14 protein-coding genes and 9 pseudogenes are annotated in these 13,476 nt (G+C 45.5%); 13 read left to right on the top strand and 10 right to left on the bottom strand.

The annotated features are described in order from the left end of the window. Positions 1 to 550: 550 nt before the first annotated feature. Both ACLJRH_RS02405 and ACLJRH_RS02400 read left to right on the top strand, forming a co-directional pair. Entirely contained in the window at positions 551 to 946 is a 396-nt protein-coding gene (locus tag ACLJRH_RS02405; protein WP_000422883.1) for a DUF1398 domain-containing protein, read from the top strand. 327 nt (positions 947 to 1,273) lie between these two features. After that, positions 1,274 to 1,750: a hypothetical protein gene (locus ACLJRH_RS02400; protein ID WP_023137470.1), complete on the top strand. Its 477-nt coding sequence runs from the start codon at positions 1,274 to 1,276 to the stop codon at positions 1,748 to 1,750. A 387-nt stretch (positions 1,751 to 2,137) separates the two neighbouring features. Here the strand turns inward: ACLJRH_RS02400 and ACLJRH_RS02395 are convergent, their stop codons facing one another. Beyond that, the gene (locus tag ACLJRH_RS02395; RefSeq protein WP_000354410.1) at positions 2,138 to 2,557 is read right to left on the bottom strand and encodes a GNAT family N-acetyltransferase; all 420 of its coding nucleotides are present in this window, start codon (positions 2,555 to 2,557) and stop codon (positions 2,138 to 2,140) included. Positions 2,558 to 2,925: 368 nt separating this feature from the next. On the opposite strand from ACLJRH_RS02395, the gene ACLJRH_RS02390 reads away from it, so the two are divergent. Both ACLJRH_RS02390 and ACLJRH_RS02385 read left to right on the top strand, forming a co-directional pair. Continuing rightward, on the top strand, positions 2,926 to 3,195 hold the full coding sequence (locus ACLJRH_RS02390; RefSeq protein WP_077909932.1) for a hypothetical protein: 270 nt from the start codon (positions 2,926 to 2,928) through the stop codon (positions 3,193 to 3,195). A 165-nt stretch (positions 3,196 to 3,360) separates the two neighbouring features. Next, a complete protein-coding gene (locus ACLJRH_RS02385; RefSeq protein WP_001576018.1) occupies positions 3,361 to 3,501 on the top strand; it encodes a hypothetical protein in 141 nt (46 codons plus the stop codon). A gap of 145 nt (positions 3,502 to 3,646) precedes the next feature. Here the strand turns inward: ACLJRH_RS02385 and ACLJRH_RS02380 are convergent. Together ACLJRH_RS02380 and ACLJRH_RS02375 are read right to left on the bottom strand one after the other, a co-directional pair. After that, positions 3,647 to 4,175, bottom strand: a pseudogene (locus ACLJRH_RS02380) (transposase); the annotation flags it as partial. A gap of 9 nt (positions 4,176 to 4,184) precedes the next feature. Continuing rightward, positions 4,185 to 4,352, bottom strand: a pseudogene (locus ACLJRH_RS02375) (DUF4113 domain-containing protein); the annotation flags it as partial. On the opposite strand from ACLJRH_RS02375, the pseudogene ACLJRH_RS02370 reads away from it, so the two are divergent. The 4 genes and pseudogenes from ACLJRH_RS02370 to ACLJRH_RS02355 all read left to right on the top strand — a co-directional run. Further along, positions 4,339 to 4,904 (top strand): annotated as a pseudogene (locus ACLJRH_RS02370) (fimbrial protein); the annotation flags it as partial. The pseudogenes ACLJRH_RS02375 and ACLJRH_RS02370 overlap by 14 nt on opposite strands. 791 nt (positions 4,905 to 5,695) lie before the next feature. After that, positions 5,696 to 6,610, top strand: coding sequence for a DMT family transporter (locus tag ACLJRH_RS02365; protein WP_001233453.1), 915 nt, complete (start codon positions 5,696 to 5,698; stop codon positions 6,608 to 6,610). A gap of 132 nt (positions 6,611 to 6,742) precedes the next feature. Continuing rightward, positions 6,743 to 6,901, top strand: coding sequence for a DUF5993 family protein (locus ACLJRH_RS02360; protein ID WP_000480735.1), 159 nt, complete (start codon positions 6,743 to 6,745; stop codon positions 6,899 to 6,901). 9 nt (positions 6,902 to 6,910) lie between these two features. Next, positions 6,911 to 7,525, top strand: coding sequence for a disulfide bond formation protein B (locus ACLJRH_RS02355; RefSeq protein ID WP_000848066.1), 615 nt, complete (start codon positions 6,911 to 6,913; stop codon positions 7,523 to 7,525). A 326-nt stretch (positions 7,526 to 7,851) separates the two neighbouring features. On the opposite strand, the pseudogene ACLJRH_RS02350 reads toward ACLJRH_RS02355, so the two are convergent. Beyond that, a pseudogene (locus ACLJRH_RS02350) lies at positions 7,852 to 7,998 on the bottom strand (helix-turn-helix domain-containing protein); the annotation flags it as partial. 14 nt (positions 7,999 to 8,012) lie between these two features. Between ACLJRH_RS02350 and ACLJRH_RS02345 the strand changes: the two are divergent. Further along, positions 8,013 to 8,159: a hypothetical protein gene (locus tag ACLJRH_RS02345; protein WP_001537204.1), complete on the top strand. Its 147-nt coding sequence runs from the start codon at positions 8,013 to 8,015 to the stop codon at positions 8,157 to 8,159. A gap of 513 nt (positions 8,160 to 8,672) precedes the next feature. Here ACLJRH_RS02345 and ACLJRH_RS02340 read toward each other — a convergent pair. Further along, positions 8,673 to 8,798 carry a hypothetical protein gene (locus tag ACLJRH_RS02340; protein ID WP_000457876.1) on the bottom strand — a complete coding sequence of 42 codons (126 nt, stop codon included), beginning with the start codon at positions 8,796 to 8,798 and terminating at the stop codon, positions 8,673 to 8,675. On the opposite strand from ACLJRH_RS02340, the pseudogene ACLJRH_RS02335 reads away from it, so the two are divergent. Both ACLJRH_RS02335 and ACLJRH_RS02330 read left to right on the top strand, forming a co-directional pair. Beyond that, positions 8,789 to 8,990: pseudogene (locus tag ACLJRH_RS02335) on the top strand (IS3 family transposase); the annotation flags it as partial. The gene ACLJRH_RS02340 and the pseudogene ACLJRH_RS02335 sit on opposite strands and share 10 nt — an antisense overlap. Before the next feature lie 377 nt (positions 8,991 to 9,367). After that, positions 9,368 to 9,568 (top strand): PagK family vesicle-borne virulence factor, encoded by a 201-nt coding sequence (locus tag ACLJRH_RS02330; protein WP_031604486.1) that lies wholly within the window; start codon positions 9,368 to 9,370, stop codon positions 9,566 to 9,568. Between the two features lie 96 nt (positions 9,569 to 9,664). Here ACLJRH_RS02330 and ACLJRH_RS02325 read toward each other — a convergent pair. The 5 genes and pseudogenes from ACLJRH_RS02325 to ACLJRH_RS02305 all read right to left on the bottom strand — a co-directional run. Next, positions 9,665 to 10,153: pseudogene (locus ACLJRH_RS02325) on the bottom strand (tail fiber assembly protein); the annotation flags it as partial. After that, positions 10,120 to 10,494: pseudogene (locus tag ACLJRH_RS02320) on the bottom strand (macro domain-containing protein); the annotation flags it as partial. The pseudogenes ACLJRH_RS02325 and ACLJRH_RS02320, both read right to left, overlap by 34 nt. Continuing rightward, positions 10,486 to 11,718, bottom strand: a pseudogene (locus tag ACLJRH_RS02315) (tail fiber protein); the annotation flags it as partial. The pseudogenes ACLJRH_RS02320 and ACLJRH_RS02315, both read right to left, overlap by 9 nt. Next, positions 11,717 to 12,284, bottom strand: a pseudogene (locus tag ACLJRH_RS02310) (phage terminase large subunit family protein); the annotation flags it as partial. The pseudogenes ACLJRH_RS02315 and ACLJRH_RS02310, both read right to left, overlap by 2 nt. Further along, a complete protein-coding gene (locus ACLJRH_RS02305) occupies positions 12,271 to 12,762 on the bottom strand; it encodes a DUF1441 family protein (protein WP_000348550.1) in 492 nt (163 codons plus the stop codon). The pseudogene ACLJRH_RS02310 and the gene ACLJRH_RS02305, both read right to left, overlap by 14 nt. 54 nt (positions 12,763 to 12,816) lie before the next feature. Here ACLJRH_RS02305 and ACLJRH_RS02300 point away from each other — a divergent pair, with 54 nt between their 5' ends. Then, a complete protein-coding gene (locus ACLJRH_RS02300) occupies positions 12,817 to 12,999 on the top strand; it encodes a hypothetical protein (protein WP_024134652.1) in 183 nt (60 codons plus the stop codon). Positions 13,000 to 13,063: 64 nt separating this feature from the next. Further along, positions 13,064 to 13,231: a lytic enzyme gene (locus ACLJRH_RS02295; protein ID WP_000789530.1), complete on the top strand. Its 168-nt coding sequence runs from the start codon at positions 13,064 to 13,066 to the stop codon at positions 13,229 to 13,231. The last annotated feature ends 245 nt before the right edge of the window (positions 13,232 to 13,476 follow it).

Here is a 13,476-nt window from a genome sequence, read left to right as displayed (position 1 = left end):
TTCTTCTGTCACTTAGCCTGTTTTTTTTCGGCGCAAGGTGATCGACTTTTATCGAGGAACATTTTTATCGGGACAATCCTGAACAGGCAAAACATCACTTCAATTCAACTGCTGCGTCACACAAAACATTCATGAATATTATTATTTATGCTGATGTTGTTACGATTTTGCCCCCATTCACAGGCTGGCGACCAATTATCCTGCCAGCGAGTTAGCCGCTTTTTCAAAACCTATAAAGTCGCCATGCCAAACCTCTCCGCCACTGTAACCCTTATCTAAATATCAATTAATTAACTGATTTTTATATATTATGACTTTTCATGGCGTTCAGAAAAACTACAAATGAAATGGATTGACTCATCTATTAGTGGTCAAAAAAACGCGCTACGAGAAATAATCAGTAACAATTGCAACACTATTCCAATCATAACGTAAACTATATGATACCAGACGATTATTATTGCTTTTAGGTAACATCTTTGTATGGCTGCTTTTAAGCAACAATACTCTAACACAACATATAACATTATAACTTACAATAGGTTAACAAATGGAATTACAGCTTATGCTTAACCACTTTTTCGAGCGCGTCAGAAAGGATGCAAATTTCAACGCATTTCTAATCGATCTGGAATATAATAATATCGCTTATTACATCTATTTTGTTGCTACCGGTAATGTGAAAATTATCACTCATGCAGGCCACTTCATTTCTATTAAAAGCAATAGAAAGCTGATTAAAGTCAATTCGACACCAAATACGCAATTAATAAAATTGACTTCAGCCAAACACTTTTCGGGGGAACATTCCTATGAAAAATACTGTGCCGATCTGGCAACAGCAGGCGTTTTTAAATGGATTGTTGAATTAAACCAAAAAACTCGACAATACTGGTCGAAAGACAACCAATTATTATATATAGAAAATGTGGTCATGCCGCTTTAACAAGCCAGGGTAATAATAGCGTCAGTCGTGACATTCGGCGTGTTACGACTGCGGATTATCCATTTGAGACCATAATGAGAGTCTGACTACGAGAGTTACCCTGTGCAGTCCGACCGGCGCAGCAACGTTTGACACGATTCCCGACAACAGCATCTCCTGGTGCAGGAGAAATGATTTTCAAAGCGATATCGACTAAAAGCTCAAAATATTTGCCTGCTATTTATATTCTATCTAATTAATACCCTCCAGGAAGTGTGGCATAATTGCAGAATCTGTCAGGATTCCGGGAGCATACCGGAGCGTAATCGAAAAACCATCTGGAGATGTATGAGCACGGATGAAATCAGTTATCAAATTCTTTACCGGTACTATCTGGAAAAGCTATACAGTACCCTTACCAGAAGAGTAGATAACGTGCTGTCATTTGCCCTCGTTTTTCTCGGGGTCGGCGTCACCATAAACGTCGGGAGTCCCTTTATTCTGGGGCCAGGCATTGTGGGTATCACCATACTAAAAAGAGTACTCCGCTTCGGTACGCGATCAGCACAGGCCGACCGGCAGTCCCGCGCCTGGCTGAAACTTTTTAATACTCAGCACCGCTTTCCTTCAGATAAGACACTGTTCCTTGCCTTCACATCGCTTGAGCAAGACGCGAGCGAAGTATGGTCCATGCTTATTGGTCCTGCCATCGTCATGACTGAGACCGCTCTCGGAAAAACGCCCATTGAGCCATTGACGGCGGGTGAAAAACTCTGCGCATTTTTGAGTGGCGCGACGAAATCCCAGCCAGCAGATCGCAATTGACCTGTCTTCTAAACGCCTGTGCCATACCACAGAGATTTAGTATAAAATTAATTAATGGAGTACTAACGCTGTCAGCAGGTTTCTCTGAGTGAAAGATTCGTATTATACGCACAGCCCAGTTTACAGTTTATATAACAGCGCAATATGTTTTTGTATCCGGACCATGCCGCCTACAAGCGGCTGTCTGAGTACCTCTAGCCGTGCCAGGGGGTATTAGCTCAAATGTGAGCTGACATATCTATGGCACAGTGCCAAACCTAATCTGACTGTCCGCCCTGTGCCAGAAGCGGACGCTGATCATAGTGTGTACAGGCCACCAGTACGATATATTATAAAGCCACCTGATTGCAGCTTTCATAAAACTATGGGTATTCAAATGCAGCAAAGCTATAAACCAGGCTTAATTAAATAATGCCTTTGCGAACCTACTTTAGGAAAGTCCGGTAGCGACATTTGAAGTATATAACCCTGTTTTTCATAAAAAGGGAGAGCCTGGAAGCTAAAGGTATCTACAAGTCCATGAACACAGCCTTTCCGCAAACCTTCTTTTTCGGCCATCTCCATAAGTTTGCTCCCCAGACCGTTGCTCCTTGCAGATTCACTTACCCAAAGATAGTCGATGCAGAGCCACGGACCTTTTCTGTCAGCAATTAATCCGCCTACCATTTCGCCGCTTTCGTTTCTGCAGTAGACCCCAAGCTGCCCATTTTTACTAAAATCGACGAACTGAGCATTGTAGCTTCTTAACCCGGTTAATAGTTCTTCTTTATCAAATTCAGTAACTTGATGTGTGATTTGAATGTCCATACATATCCAATTGAACAAGTTTGCATTTGGAATATAACGTTATAAATAAGTTAATTAAATGTATCAATAGAAAGTTTATTTTTACTCCTGGGGGCAGGTCACGTCCGCTACTCACTTCAAGCAAACTGTCAGTTGGAGTCTGAGCTAGTACAATTAATGTGCCACTGGTTAGAAATCAGTAATACGATTTTATCAGGCTGATGCTCTGGCCTGTCAGGATTTGAGGTATCCACCGGTTTACCAGCACCCTGTATTTGGCACCAGTGGAACCCACTTCCCGATCCAGGATATCCAGTACCCACCACCGAACCTCTTTCCCCAAAACATATGAGCAACCTCAAGCGCCTTGTCTGGATGATAACCACGGTATGAAGTTTGATAACACGTGGAATCAGGGCGTTTGGTACGCTCTCCGTTCAGCAACTGGACGCCCTTCTCCCCAGCCTTTCAGCGTTGAAAATTTGCCAGCGCTGGGTGAAGAGTGTAGGCGAATTATGAAAATCACTTCTGCCGTTTATACTTCGAAAAAGACGTTATCAAAAAGGTGGTTCGCAAGCGCGGAGTTATTAAACCTTTACTTAACGAAATACGGTTTAAGTTGCTTGAATTGCAGCAGAAAGAAAACGACGGCTTGCTGATGCTGGACAAATTAAGCGAGCATGGCATCAATGGACTGATACGCCGTCAATAAAAGGAAGGGTGCATGGACGATCTCGTCACATCACCAATCACAACAGAAGAGCACAAAACAACATTTCACAGCGTAAAGGATAAAACACGATGCCATTTTCAATCAAAAACATATGTTCAGGTCCACAAGGACACTACCCAGAAATCTCCAGACCTATACAGAACAAGCCAGTACCGAGGAATTGCACACTGATCTCAACAACATGCAAAATACAGGAGTATACAGTATTCAGCAGATGTTCCTGCAGTTTTGAAATGCGACCACCCGGTACAGAAGAAAGAACCCCACGACTAAAACTCTCAGCAACGGAGCTCTTATGGCTATCTAAAACAATAGAAACAGAGATGCGCAACACAAAAGAATGAGCCTGTCAGTAATTCTGTGTAACTGCCCAGTTATTAAAGGTGATCGCTCAGGCGGTCACCGAACTCGATAATAAAACGGCTCATCGCCAGCCACCAGTTCTGGATCGGCATACTCCATTTTTTTGACGCATCCTTGATTGCCAGATAAATAACTTTTCGTACTGAGTCATCCGTTGGGAACACCTTGCGTTTCTTAATCGCGGCACGGATCACGCAGTTCAGAGATTCGATTGCGTTTGTCGTATAGATGGCCTTGCGGATATCCGGCGGATAACTGAAGAGCGTATTGAGGTTTTCCCGGTGCGCACGCCAGCTTTTGCTGATTTGCGGATATTTATCGTCCCGGACTTTCGCGAACGCATCCATCGCCATCAGTGCCGCCTCTTCGGTCGGGCCTGAGGCCGCTGGTGGCGGCTTTGTAGTCTTTCCAGGACACGTATTTCAGGCAGTTACGCACCATATGGATAATGCATAGCTGGATATAAGTTTGCGGGAAGACGCTGTTTATCGCATCCGGGAAGCCCTTCAGACCATCCACACAGGCAATCAGGATGTCCTGAACATCAGGAAGAAGCAGGTCTTCATAGCGGGTGGTGTACCGGGGCGAAAGCATTTCTCGCTTCATAGCCCACTGTTGCGGCATCCCCTGCCCGGCGAAGTACAACGTCCCCTTCCCGTCTTTTGCGTTAAGATGGTCCAGTACTTCCATCAGCTTCGCACTACCGGCGCGCGGCGCGTTATGTAAAATCACAGATTATCCTGCGATCGTGAAAATTCCCCCTGTCGCCGTCGGCGTATTAGCCGCCGGGGAGAGTAGTCAGGTACCTTTCCACGTCAGCCTGGAATGTGAGTCCGGCGCCGTATCCAGCCCACGTCCAACCATTAGTGCCGCCAATGTCGCGATGGGGTTTGTCGTTAATCAACCCACCGCCGTGGCGGTGGCTCGTCGCTGGGGATACCCGCATCCGCAGGCGGTCTGTCGTGGCTACTGGACCCCCATTATGGCGAACCCGGCGTAGCTTCCGGAGTAGGAATTCGCATCTATAACGATGCCGGTACGCCGATTAATCTGTTGCCCGATCGTATCAGGACGGGCATCGGCAACGCCCGAGGCTGGTATGGCTATAAAGATTTAACCACACGGGTATCATCCGGTTCAGTAGAAACCTACAGCGGTGATTTTACTGCCTCACTTGAGGCGATCGGCGGACAAACAGTAACAGCAGGAAGCGTTAATGCGCAATTACAGGCATCGCGTCGTAGTGTGTCTGGCATCTATGTTACGTTATAAACTGTTTTGCTCTGGTAACCCATTATGTTCTGCGGCTACGTAATGGGTTTTACAAGCTCTCGTGATGAATCTGACTCAGAACAAATTCTTCCAGGTAGCCGTACGGCCAGGAGAAGTAATTTAGAAGCGGATCACAATTTTGTTAATTGATTAGATTTTATCCCAAATGGCGCCAGTATTAAGGTCGCCATATAAAAACATTCTATTACAACGAGTTATCTCCTCCTGCCTCCGCCCCGGCGCAAAGCTATAGTTTTTTCTATCTCCTTGTGAAACAAACAATTATTCTTGCTATGGCGCTGATTAACAATCGTTCGTGGGCAACGTACATTCAGCGAGTTTCAGAGCTTCCTGACGGAATTCCGCCGGTGCTGTTTCCGGGGCTTCTTACTGGTTGATACAGATCCTGCCTCTTACTTGAGAATTTACTCATTTAGCCGTATGTCCATTATGGGTGGATAAGATCATTTATCATCGTAAGGGTTGAAAGCGATAAGTTAAACTTGTCCTGGCTCAACAAGGGAACCCGACTAATGATGAGCTCTTCATCTTCAAGGCGTTTTATGCCTTCCAGCAAGAATAGACATTAAATCGACAACTGCTGCCAGGTCTTGCTGGCGCAGTGGACAATCGTGTGGTAACAGCCTGAGTCATTTCTTATTTTTCTCATTCAGCATAACTGCGTCTTCTGATAGAGAAATTTTTATCTAAACATATAAAAAACACAGTGAAGAAAACGCTACTTTTTTCTAGCTAAAAAGCTAAATTAATTTTTTTACGGAGAGGATCTTATGCGCAAGGTGTCGATATCTATATTATTCATGCTAGTTTCACTGACCTGGGGGACTACATGGTTGGCTATGCGAATTGCCGTTGAAACTATCCCTCCAGTGTTTGCAACCGGAATGAGGTTTATGTTTGCAGCACCTTTTTTAATCATCATTGCATGGTTAAGAAAAAAAACACTGTTGTTTCCTCCCGGACAACGATTATTCCAGTTTGTGATTTGCATCTTTTATTTTTCTATTCCTTTCTCACTAATGATTTATGGTGAAACCTATGTCAACTCTGGGCTTGCCGCCATTATCTTTGCGAATATGCCTGTGGCCGTTTTGATAGCATCGGTTTTGTTTCTAAATGAAAAAGCGAAACTAATGCAGATCGCGGGCTTAACTATCGCAATCACTGCATTGACGGGGATACTTCTTGAAGAAACGAATACAAGTACAGAGAGTCACTGGCAGGGTATCACTGCACTTATTTCTGCTGTGTTAATCCATGCCATAATATATACACAATGTAAGAAAAGAAGTTGTACTGTCTCTGTTATCACATTTAATGCACTCCCGTGCCTTTTAGCTGGGTTGATACTTTCTGCGACAGGATGGTTTTTTGAAAGACCACAAGTATCAACCTTCTCAGTACACTCAATATTAGCTACCCTGTATCTCGGGGCTTTTGCTGGAGTTTTTGGTATCCTGTGCTACTTTGCGCTTCAGCAAAAGGCTAATGCCTTCCAGGCTTCGCTTGTATTTCTTATCTTTCCGCTGATTGCGGTAAGTCTGGAAGACTATATTTATGGATATGCTATTTCAACACACTCAATGCTGCTTATTATACCATTAGCTATCGGGATATTTCTTACTCTTGTCGCCAGAAATATCCCTGTAACCAGCAGATGCCGGGATAATTCATCACAGAAATAATCGATTTATAATAACGCAAATAATTCCTGATGCCTTACTGAGCTCCAGCTAATGCGGGGTGGATAAGCTGGAATACAGACCCGGTAATACACAGCGATTATATTAACAAGCAATGTAATAAAGGAGTTTTTTATGTTCATGTTTCTGCCATTCTTGCTTGCACTGAGTGTGGCAATGGGAGCCATAAACAGAAAGGATAAAGTCAGCTACATTCTGTGGGCCGTTTTACTCATCGTCACTATTTTATCATTCATCCATCATATGACCAATTCGCTGACTTTGTCATTTTAAGGAGTGTGTATGAAAACGCATCATCATCCAACAACATTTGTTCATCTGATTAATCAGATGGGACTCCTTGGGATATGCGTTGCTCTGGTTGTAGCCTTTTATTATCAACTCGTTAGGCATGAGCTGCCTTGTCCAATTTGCTTATTACAGCGGGCTGGCCTCATCATCGCCGGTTTTGGCTTTTTATTTAACCTCTGCTTTGGTCTACGAGGTATACATTACGGGATGGTAATTATTGGCAGTATCCTGACCGGAGTTATGGCATCCCGGCAAATATGTTTGCATATCATGCCCGGTGACACAGGATATGGTTCTGCATTTTTTGGATTACACTTTTATACCTGGACTCTGATTACGTCAATTCTCATTATTATTGCTGTTGCGGTAGTTCTGGCAATCAGTAGCATGAATGTTGCATTTCGTTCATTGAATATTAATCCGGACCTGTTCAGTATTGTCGGTTGGGTATTTCTGTTACTGATTACTGCCAACCTTATTTCAACTGTACTGGAATGTGGCGGAGGGGAATGTGCTGCTAACCCGGTCACATATAAGCTACTGTCGAAACAGGATATTGCCTTTCTGAAAACAGGCCTCCTGACGAGGACAGTTCTCCGGTTATGACGCACTTTTAAAATGACTGATTGGTAAATATATAGCAAGCACCTGTCTTGTAGAAATTGGAATGGTTATGGGCTAACACGGAAGTTACAGTAACATTGAAATGTTGCAATAACAGGAATCAAACTTACAACCTTCGCATTACGAATTAGTAGAATCACATTTAACTAACTGTTTCAAATACACATTTCCGCATTCCCATTGCTCAACTCAATGGCACATGATGTTAGAAATAGAATGATGCTTCACCATGTTTGACACAAAAATGGCACACCCTATAAAGCATCCACAGCACATATTTGGGTGGCACGCACCGTGGAAATACTGCATTACCCTAACACAGGGAATTTTCTGTACAGCGTCGACAGCCCCGCATCATAAATAATCGCTACCTGCTGTCGCGGTACTCCTGCCCTAATAAGGCACCCTGCCTGCGCCCATTGCTCCGGCGTCAGTTTTGGCCTACGGCCACCAATGTAGTGGCACTGTAGTGGCACACTGGGTACTGAAGCAATGGCCACAACTGGCGCTTGATGCTATCAGCCAGATAACCTTCCAGATGGATAACAAACATAGCAGCTATCCTGCCTGTATCGGAATTGTAAAACCAGACGTTGACCATCTTCATCAAGGTTAAAGGAACAAAGAGCTCTTTAAAGTAACTCTTTGTTCCATTACGATAGTTTAAATATGATGTTCTGAATGGGCCTTCACTACATGAACAGGAAAGGCTCAGGATAACCACTTCTCAGACATTAAAAGCAAATGAGAAAACCAAGGGGGCCTACACCTGCCGCCAGGGAACAAACCTTTGCACAGTCTGCAGTGCTACCACCGTCCCCTATGCACCCCAGGGCGAACGCTGGCTGGGCAGCAGACGACAACAGCAGAAGAGTTGTTATGAATAAAACTTTACGTGATTTAATAAGAGAAAACATATTATTACCCTCATAGTAAGCAGTATTAAATAAGCCGGGATATATCTGATGTTCAATCAGTCCCTCATATAGGGTTAGCACCATAGCGAGTCGTTTTCACAAAAAACACAGACTGTTGAAACTTTATTTATCACTTTGACATTTGCAATACATGACACATGATTAGCTTCAGCCGCCATTATAGGGAAAGCTCCATTTCCATACTCATTTACTCACTTCTCCCTGCGGAAAAAGAAATGCAGTATAGCCAGCGTGGTGCTTTTGCTGAAACCAGGCGCGAGCAACACGGCAATGATGATCGGCGTCAGAATGAGTTCGGAATCAGCATTGGCAAACAAGGCGCACAGTCGTTAATACCCACCAGCAGTTCCGGCAGGACTGCGACAATGTCGTAAGAGAGGCCTTCAGCCAGGCAAAACAGCGCTACGGTGCGCCCCGGCTTGCTGAGGAAGTGAACCTGGGGCCTGAGGTACAATGTAAAAACGATAGCGTCCAGCCTGCGCCGTCAGGGTCTGCGGCGATCTCAGTCCGGAACAATTTGAAAACCAGAACCTCGCTTAAGGCTGTGTCCACAATACGCGGACAGGATCAAAACTGTTAGTGTGGCTGGCTTACAAGAATGAAGTGAAGTTGATTGATATAACAAACACTCCTGATAATGTTAACTGGCCTGTTCCTCCGGGGGGGCGAGCCAGCCATGATTTGAAAAGCACATGAAATCACTTTCACATGAATTAATTTACATTGAAAATAAAATATAATAGTGCTTATCATTTTTATTTAAGTTAAATATTTTATAAATGGTTTTTATTTACTCACCTGATGGTAATGAATAACGTTTAATATCTATAGTAAAGGATGCTGTAACCGTAAGGATAGTGTGCCACAATTTAACAGGTAACATATTATGAAACACGTTAAGAGCGTATTTTTAGCAATGGTTTTAATATTACCATCTTCACTATATCCTGCTCTTACAATAGCGGCAGACTCTCAAGATCATAAAAAAGAAGAAACAATTAAGCCAATACCTAAAAAGTGGTGTAATCTTTGGCCTACTGACATACCCTTCCCTGAAGATTGGTTTAAAATGTGTAGAGGTTATTGAGTATAAATTTAATATACTAGCCAGTAACCATATCAGTTATGACAGACAGGCCTTCTTCATATTTGCTATAAATAAGGCCTGAGCTTTCCTGACAAATTATAAACTACTGGCTGGTTTCTCCGGCCAGACAGGCTTTAAAGTATCAACACGGTTTACCTGTACCCGGTACTTTCTCCATGCCAGAAGAGAAGCTTTTTCTTTATTGGTTGCTTCGTCCAGATCCACTGCATCCTGTAACGGCGCGATTTTTTCAGACGCTATTTGCAGGAGTCTGTTTTTCGTTCCTTCAGCTTCACGAAGTCTGGCTGCGGCCTCCGCAGCTTCATCATTCATCCAGACCTGAGCCTTACTATCCCATTTTTTGTATCCACCACCTGGTGAAACTGATGTGACGTTTTCAGGTAGCGGACCAAGATCGGAGATATAAACCTGATTGCCGGTTGTTGTGTCGTAAACCGTCTCGCCGCGGTGATCCTCCTGCAGACTCCACGTTTGGGTTTCAGCGTCAAAAACAGCAATATGACTGGAGGGAATATCAGGAGGGGCTATATCAGTACAATTTGCCGGGCGACGCTGTCCGGGGGGACCTGACCACATCCGGCCCCCATTGCAGGTAATGCAACAGATGTAATTTTCCGGTCTTCTCCGGCGCTTTTATTGTGCTGAAAAATTGCCAGTAACGCAGCCCGTGTTGCATTATAAACCGCGTCGGTGCCGTCAATAATCAGCGGAACGCGCATCGTCGGGGCGTGAACCAGCCACGGATGTTTACTGTTACCCGTTTCAATAACAAAGGCGGTGCCGACGGGCTGTTCCCCCAGGTATTCACGGATGATATTTTGCTGTACCCGTTCCTGTAATTGCGACCCGAAATATGCCGTAATAGCAGCATCCACACCGCCGTCCATAAGACCAAAGGTTTCCGCATTACCGTCTGCGTCCACAATAACGACGTGTCCGTGTGGACCGATATACATGGTGTGCTCGTGTCCTCCGATATAAACTGTATGCGCATGGTCGCCAGCGGCCTGTGTCCACGCACCACCTCCTAGCTGAAATGAAGTGTGATTGGAATCTCCCCAGTGTGAGTTGATATAACCGCCGAACTGGTTAGTATGATTGCCCGTGGTATTGGTCGATTTCGTGCCGTAATCAAAGGATGAGGTAGTTTTTGTCCCTAAGTCGATATCCTGCGCCCGCGCGGTGTACGAGTGCGATTTGTTGCCGTCCATCTCCTGAGAAAGTACAGCTCGCCCACTGGCGGGTTTACCTTTGATTGTCCAGCCTCACATGTCAGGGATAATGCCGGACGGATACGCTATAGCCAGTAACGGGTAAGCAGATTTATCAAACGATTGCCCCTGCATCAGAGCGTAACCTGCCGGAGTAGCATCAGACGGCCATGCTATCGGCGCCCCTACTGGATGCGAATCCGGAGGTGGGTTTAGTGTGGTATAGAGCATTGCCCATTCGGACCACTCAGCCTCGGCGGTATCTCGATGGCTGCGAATATATGCGGGCGCTGGCGCACCGTTTGTCCCGCTCCAGCCAATGAGAATTTCCCCATCACCGGTTCCGGTCAGACGCAAAATATTCCCGTATTGCGTTGGATAACCGTTATTGTAAACCTCGCCCATTATCAGGCCGCTATCGCTGCCTCTTGTCGTACCAGTCAGTGCCGGAAGCGCGCCGCGTGATGCCAGTCTGTTCGCTGCAACAGCCGTACCTGATGCAGGGAGCGCTCCGATATTTTGTACAAACAGCGGCTTTTCCGGAATATCGCCACCATTCTGTGATTTTTGTAACGCATCGGCGGCGTGATTTATCGTTTCCCGTAAACCAACATATTCGATAAGACCATCAGCGCTTTTTCCTGACAGCGCCGTCAGGGTTTCGTCCAGCGGCTGCTTGCCCGCCAGTTTATTCAGTACCGTGGTGGCAAAGTTCGGATCGTTTCCCAACGCGTCAGCCAGTTCCTGCAGGGTGTCCAGCGCTTCCGGCGCAGAACCAACCAACTACGCCACTTTCGCAGCCACAAACGCTGCCGTGGCAATTTCAATACCTGCAGCTGTGGTTTCCGGCGTTGGTGCCGTTGGCGTGCCGGTCAGTGCCGGACTGTCCAGCGAGGCTTTGGTCTGTACCTCACCCATACCCCACCATGTTTTCCATCGCGGGCTGGAACCAGTCGCCGCAGTGTGGACAGGGCCAGTACCACCGACGGCGATCGCCCCGGTTATAAAGAGAAAGAATGCCTGTCGTGGGCGGGGCTTCGTGCGGCGAAGAACGCCGCCATTTCACATCGGTGATTTCCCGACCAGGCGAACTCTCTGCCAGTGTCATCCCCGCAGACATAAAGGTGGTGGTACGTTTGGATGCCAGGGAAAAACCATCTCCCTCGCCATCGATATCTTCAGGGAAACGGTCATAGTCGGTCAGCGCCACCCGCTTGTAATCCGACGAAGAAAAAACGATTATGGACGGCCAGCCAATTTTCAGGAATGAACCATCACGAAACATTTTATCGTGGACGTTGTTGTCATTTCGGGAAGGACTGAGACGCTAACGTGTCATCCCAAGGAACCGCCGTATTGGCACCGCGGGGAACAAACATAAATTGTTTTATTCCTTCCGCTACCGGCATTCTGCGTGGAGGCCTGAGATATTCAGCAACCTCCCGGCGTACTGCCGCTGCAGAGCCATATTTATTCCCCGTCATCGTCTGCGGTCTCCTGTATTGCCTTAACTAACAGTATTCTGACCTCATCCATCACATCCTGGGCCTCGTTTAGCTGATCCGCAGACCATCCCTTATCCTTTTCCAGTTTATCCGGCCAGACTTCAAGTACCTGCGTAATGGCCTTGACTATCGCCGCCATTTGTTGACGGACTTCCGGCAACGGGACGACCTGCTTCATCTCTTTTTCCAGCCAGAGACGCCCCTTTTCGGAGTCAAACCAGCCCTTACGCTCTTTTGCAGTCATTTTATTCGGGTCCTGATGTTCAGCAGGCTGGGAAACGGGCGTTTCCATCAGTACGCGGATCACATCCGTCAGGAGATACAGCTTATTTTTTTCATTGCTTCCCGGTGCCAGGGGAACGCCCGAGAGACGACTGACAACCGTCTGTCGATGTAACCCTGTAATAGCGGCAAGCTGACTGATATTGCATTTGAGGTTCTTCAGTTCGCCGTCCATTTTTACCTCTGGGGCTGTTTCTTAGCGCGCCCTCCCCCGGAAAAACAAAATATGATGAACAAAAAACATACAAACCATCACCTTTTAAAAAATGACATTAAAACAGAGAGTTACAACATGATGATGCATGAAAAATCAAAAATGCGCCAAATCCCGCGCCGCTGCCGCCCCGTGGCAGACCGCCCCGCCGGGAGTACCTTTTTAAAATGCGAACAATTATCAACAACTACCACTTAATGATTATTTATTTCATTTTGCGATATTGATTATCATTTTCAATAACAACACACAGAGAACATAAATGAAAAACATCATCACTATTATCGTAGCCATTATTATCGTTTTTTATGCAGGTATGTGGTCGCAGAAATTCCTGATGGAAGATGAGTGCCTTGATTCAGGTGGTTCATACAATGAAAATGGAATTTGCAATATTGCAGGCAGTCATCAGGATGTTCCCCCTAAGTAAGCAGAATGCTTTTTAAATTCGTTACCCACCTCTACAGATAAAGAGGCGAATGGTCACTAAAAGTAAAATCCATTGCAGAAGAATTTCCGGAAAGTTGTTATTCCAGCACCCCGACAGGTTATTCAGACAGATTTCAGCCATATCAAAACTGAGTGAGTACTTATCAGTTTCATCTGGTGAAAAACCTGTTCTTATTCATCTGGTTCCATCTGATGATATGTAGTCACTTTTTTACAGCAATATTA

The organism is Salmonella sp. SAL04162 (assembly GCF_046551535.1).
Classification (GTDB): Bacteria; Pseudomonadota; Gammaproteobacteria; order Enterobacterales; family Enterobacteriaceae; genus Salmonella; species Salmonella enterica.
This window is presented reverse-complemented; position numbering and strand designations above follow the sequence as displayed.

Bases quoted from the DNA above. Each gene is read 5' to 3' on its own strand.
- ACLJRH_RS02405 (WP_000422883.1), top strand. From the start codon at position 551: ATGGAATTACAGCTTATGCTTAACCACTTTTTCGAGCGCGTCAGAAAG.
- ACLJRH_RS02400 (WP_023137470.1), top strand. From the start codon at position 1,274: ATGAGCACGGATGAAATCAGTTATCAAATTCTTTACCGGTACTATCTG.
- ACLJRH_RS02395 (WP_000354410.1), bottom strand. From the start codon at position 2,557: ATGGACATTCAAATCACACATCAAGTTACTGAATTTGATAAAGAAGAA.
- ACLJRH_RS02390 (WP_077909932.1), top strand. From the start codon at position 2,926: ATGAAGTTTGATAACACGTGGAATCAGGGCGTTTGGTACGCTCTCCGT.
- ACLJRH_RS02385 (WP_001576018.1), top strand. From the start codon at position 3,361: ATGTTCAGGTCCACAAGGACACTACCCAGAAATCTCCAGACCTATACA.
- ACLJRH_RS02365 (WP_001233453.1), top strand. From the start codon at position 5,696: ATGCGCAAGGTGTCGATATCTATATTATTCATGCTAGTTTCACTGACC.
- ACLJRH_RS02360 (WP_000480735.1), top strand. From the start codon at position 6,743: ATGTTCATGTTTCTGCCATTCTTGCTTGCACTGAGTGTGGCAATGGGA.
- ACLJRH_RS02355 (WP_000848066.1), top strand. From the start codon at position 6,911: ATGAAAACGCATCATCATCCAACAACATTTGTTCATCTGATTAATCAG.
- ACLJRH_RS02330 (WP_031604486.1), top strand. From the start codon at position 9,368: ATGAAACACGTTAAGAGCGTATTTTTAGCAATGGTTTTAATATTACCA.
- ACLJRH_RS02305 (WP_000348550.1), bottom strand. From the start codon at position 12,762: ATGGACGGCGAACTGAAGAACCTCAAATGCAATATCAGTCAGCTTGCC.
- ACLJRH_RS02300 (WP_024134652.1), top strand. From the start codon at position 12,817: ATGAACAAAAAACATACAAACCATCACCTTTTAAAAAATGACATTAAA.
- ACLJRH_RS02295 (WP_000789530.1), top strand. From the start codon at position 13,064: ATGAAAAACATCATCACTATTATCGTAGCCATTATTATCGTTTTTTAT.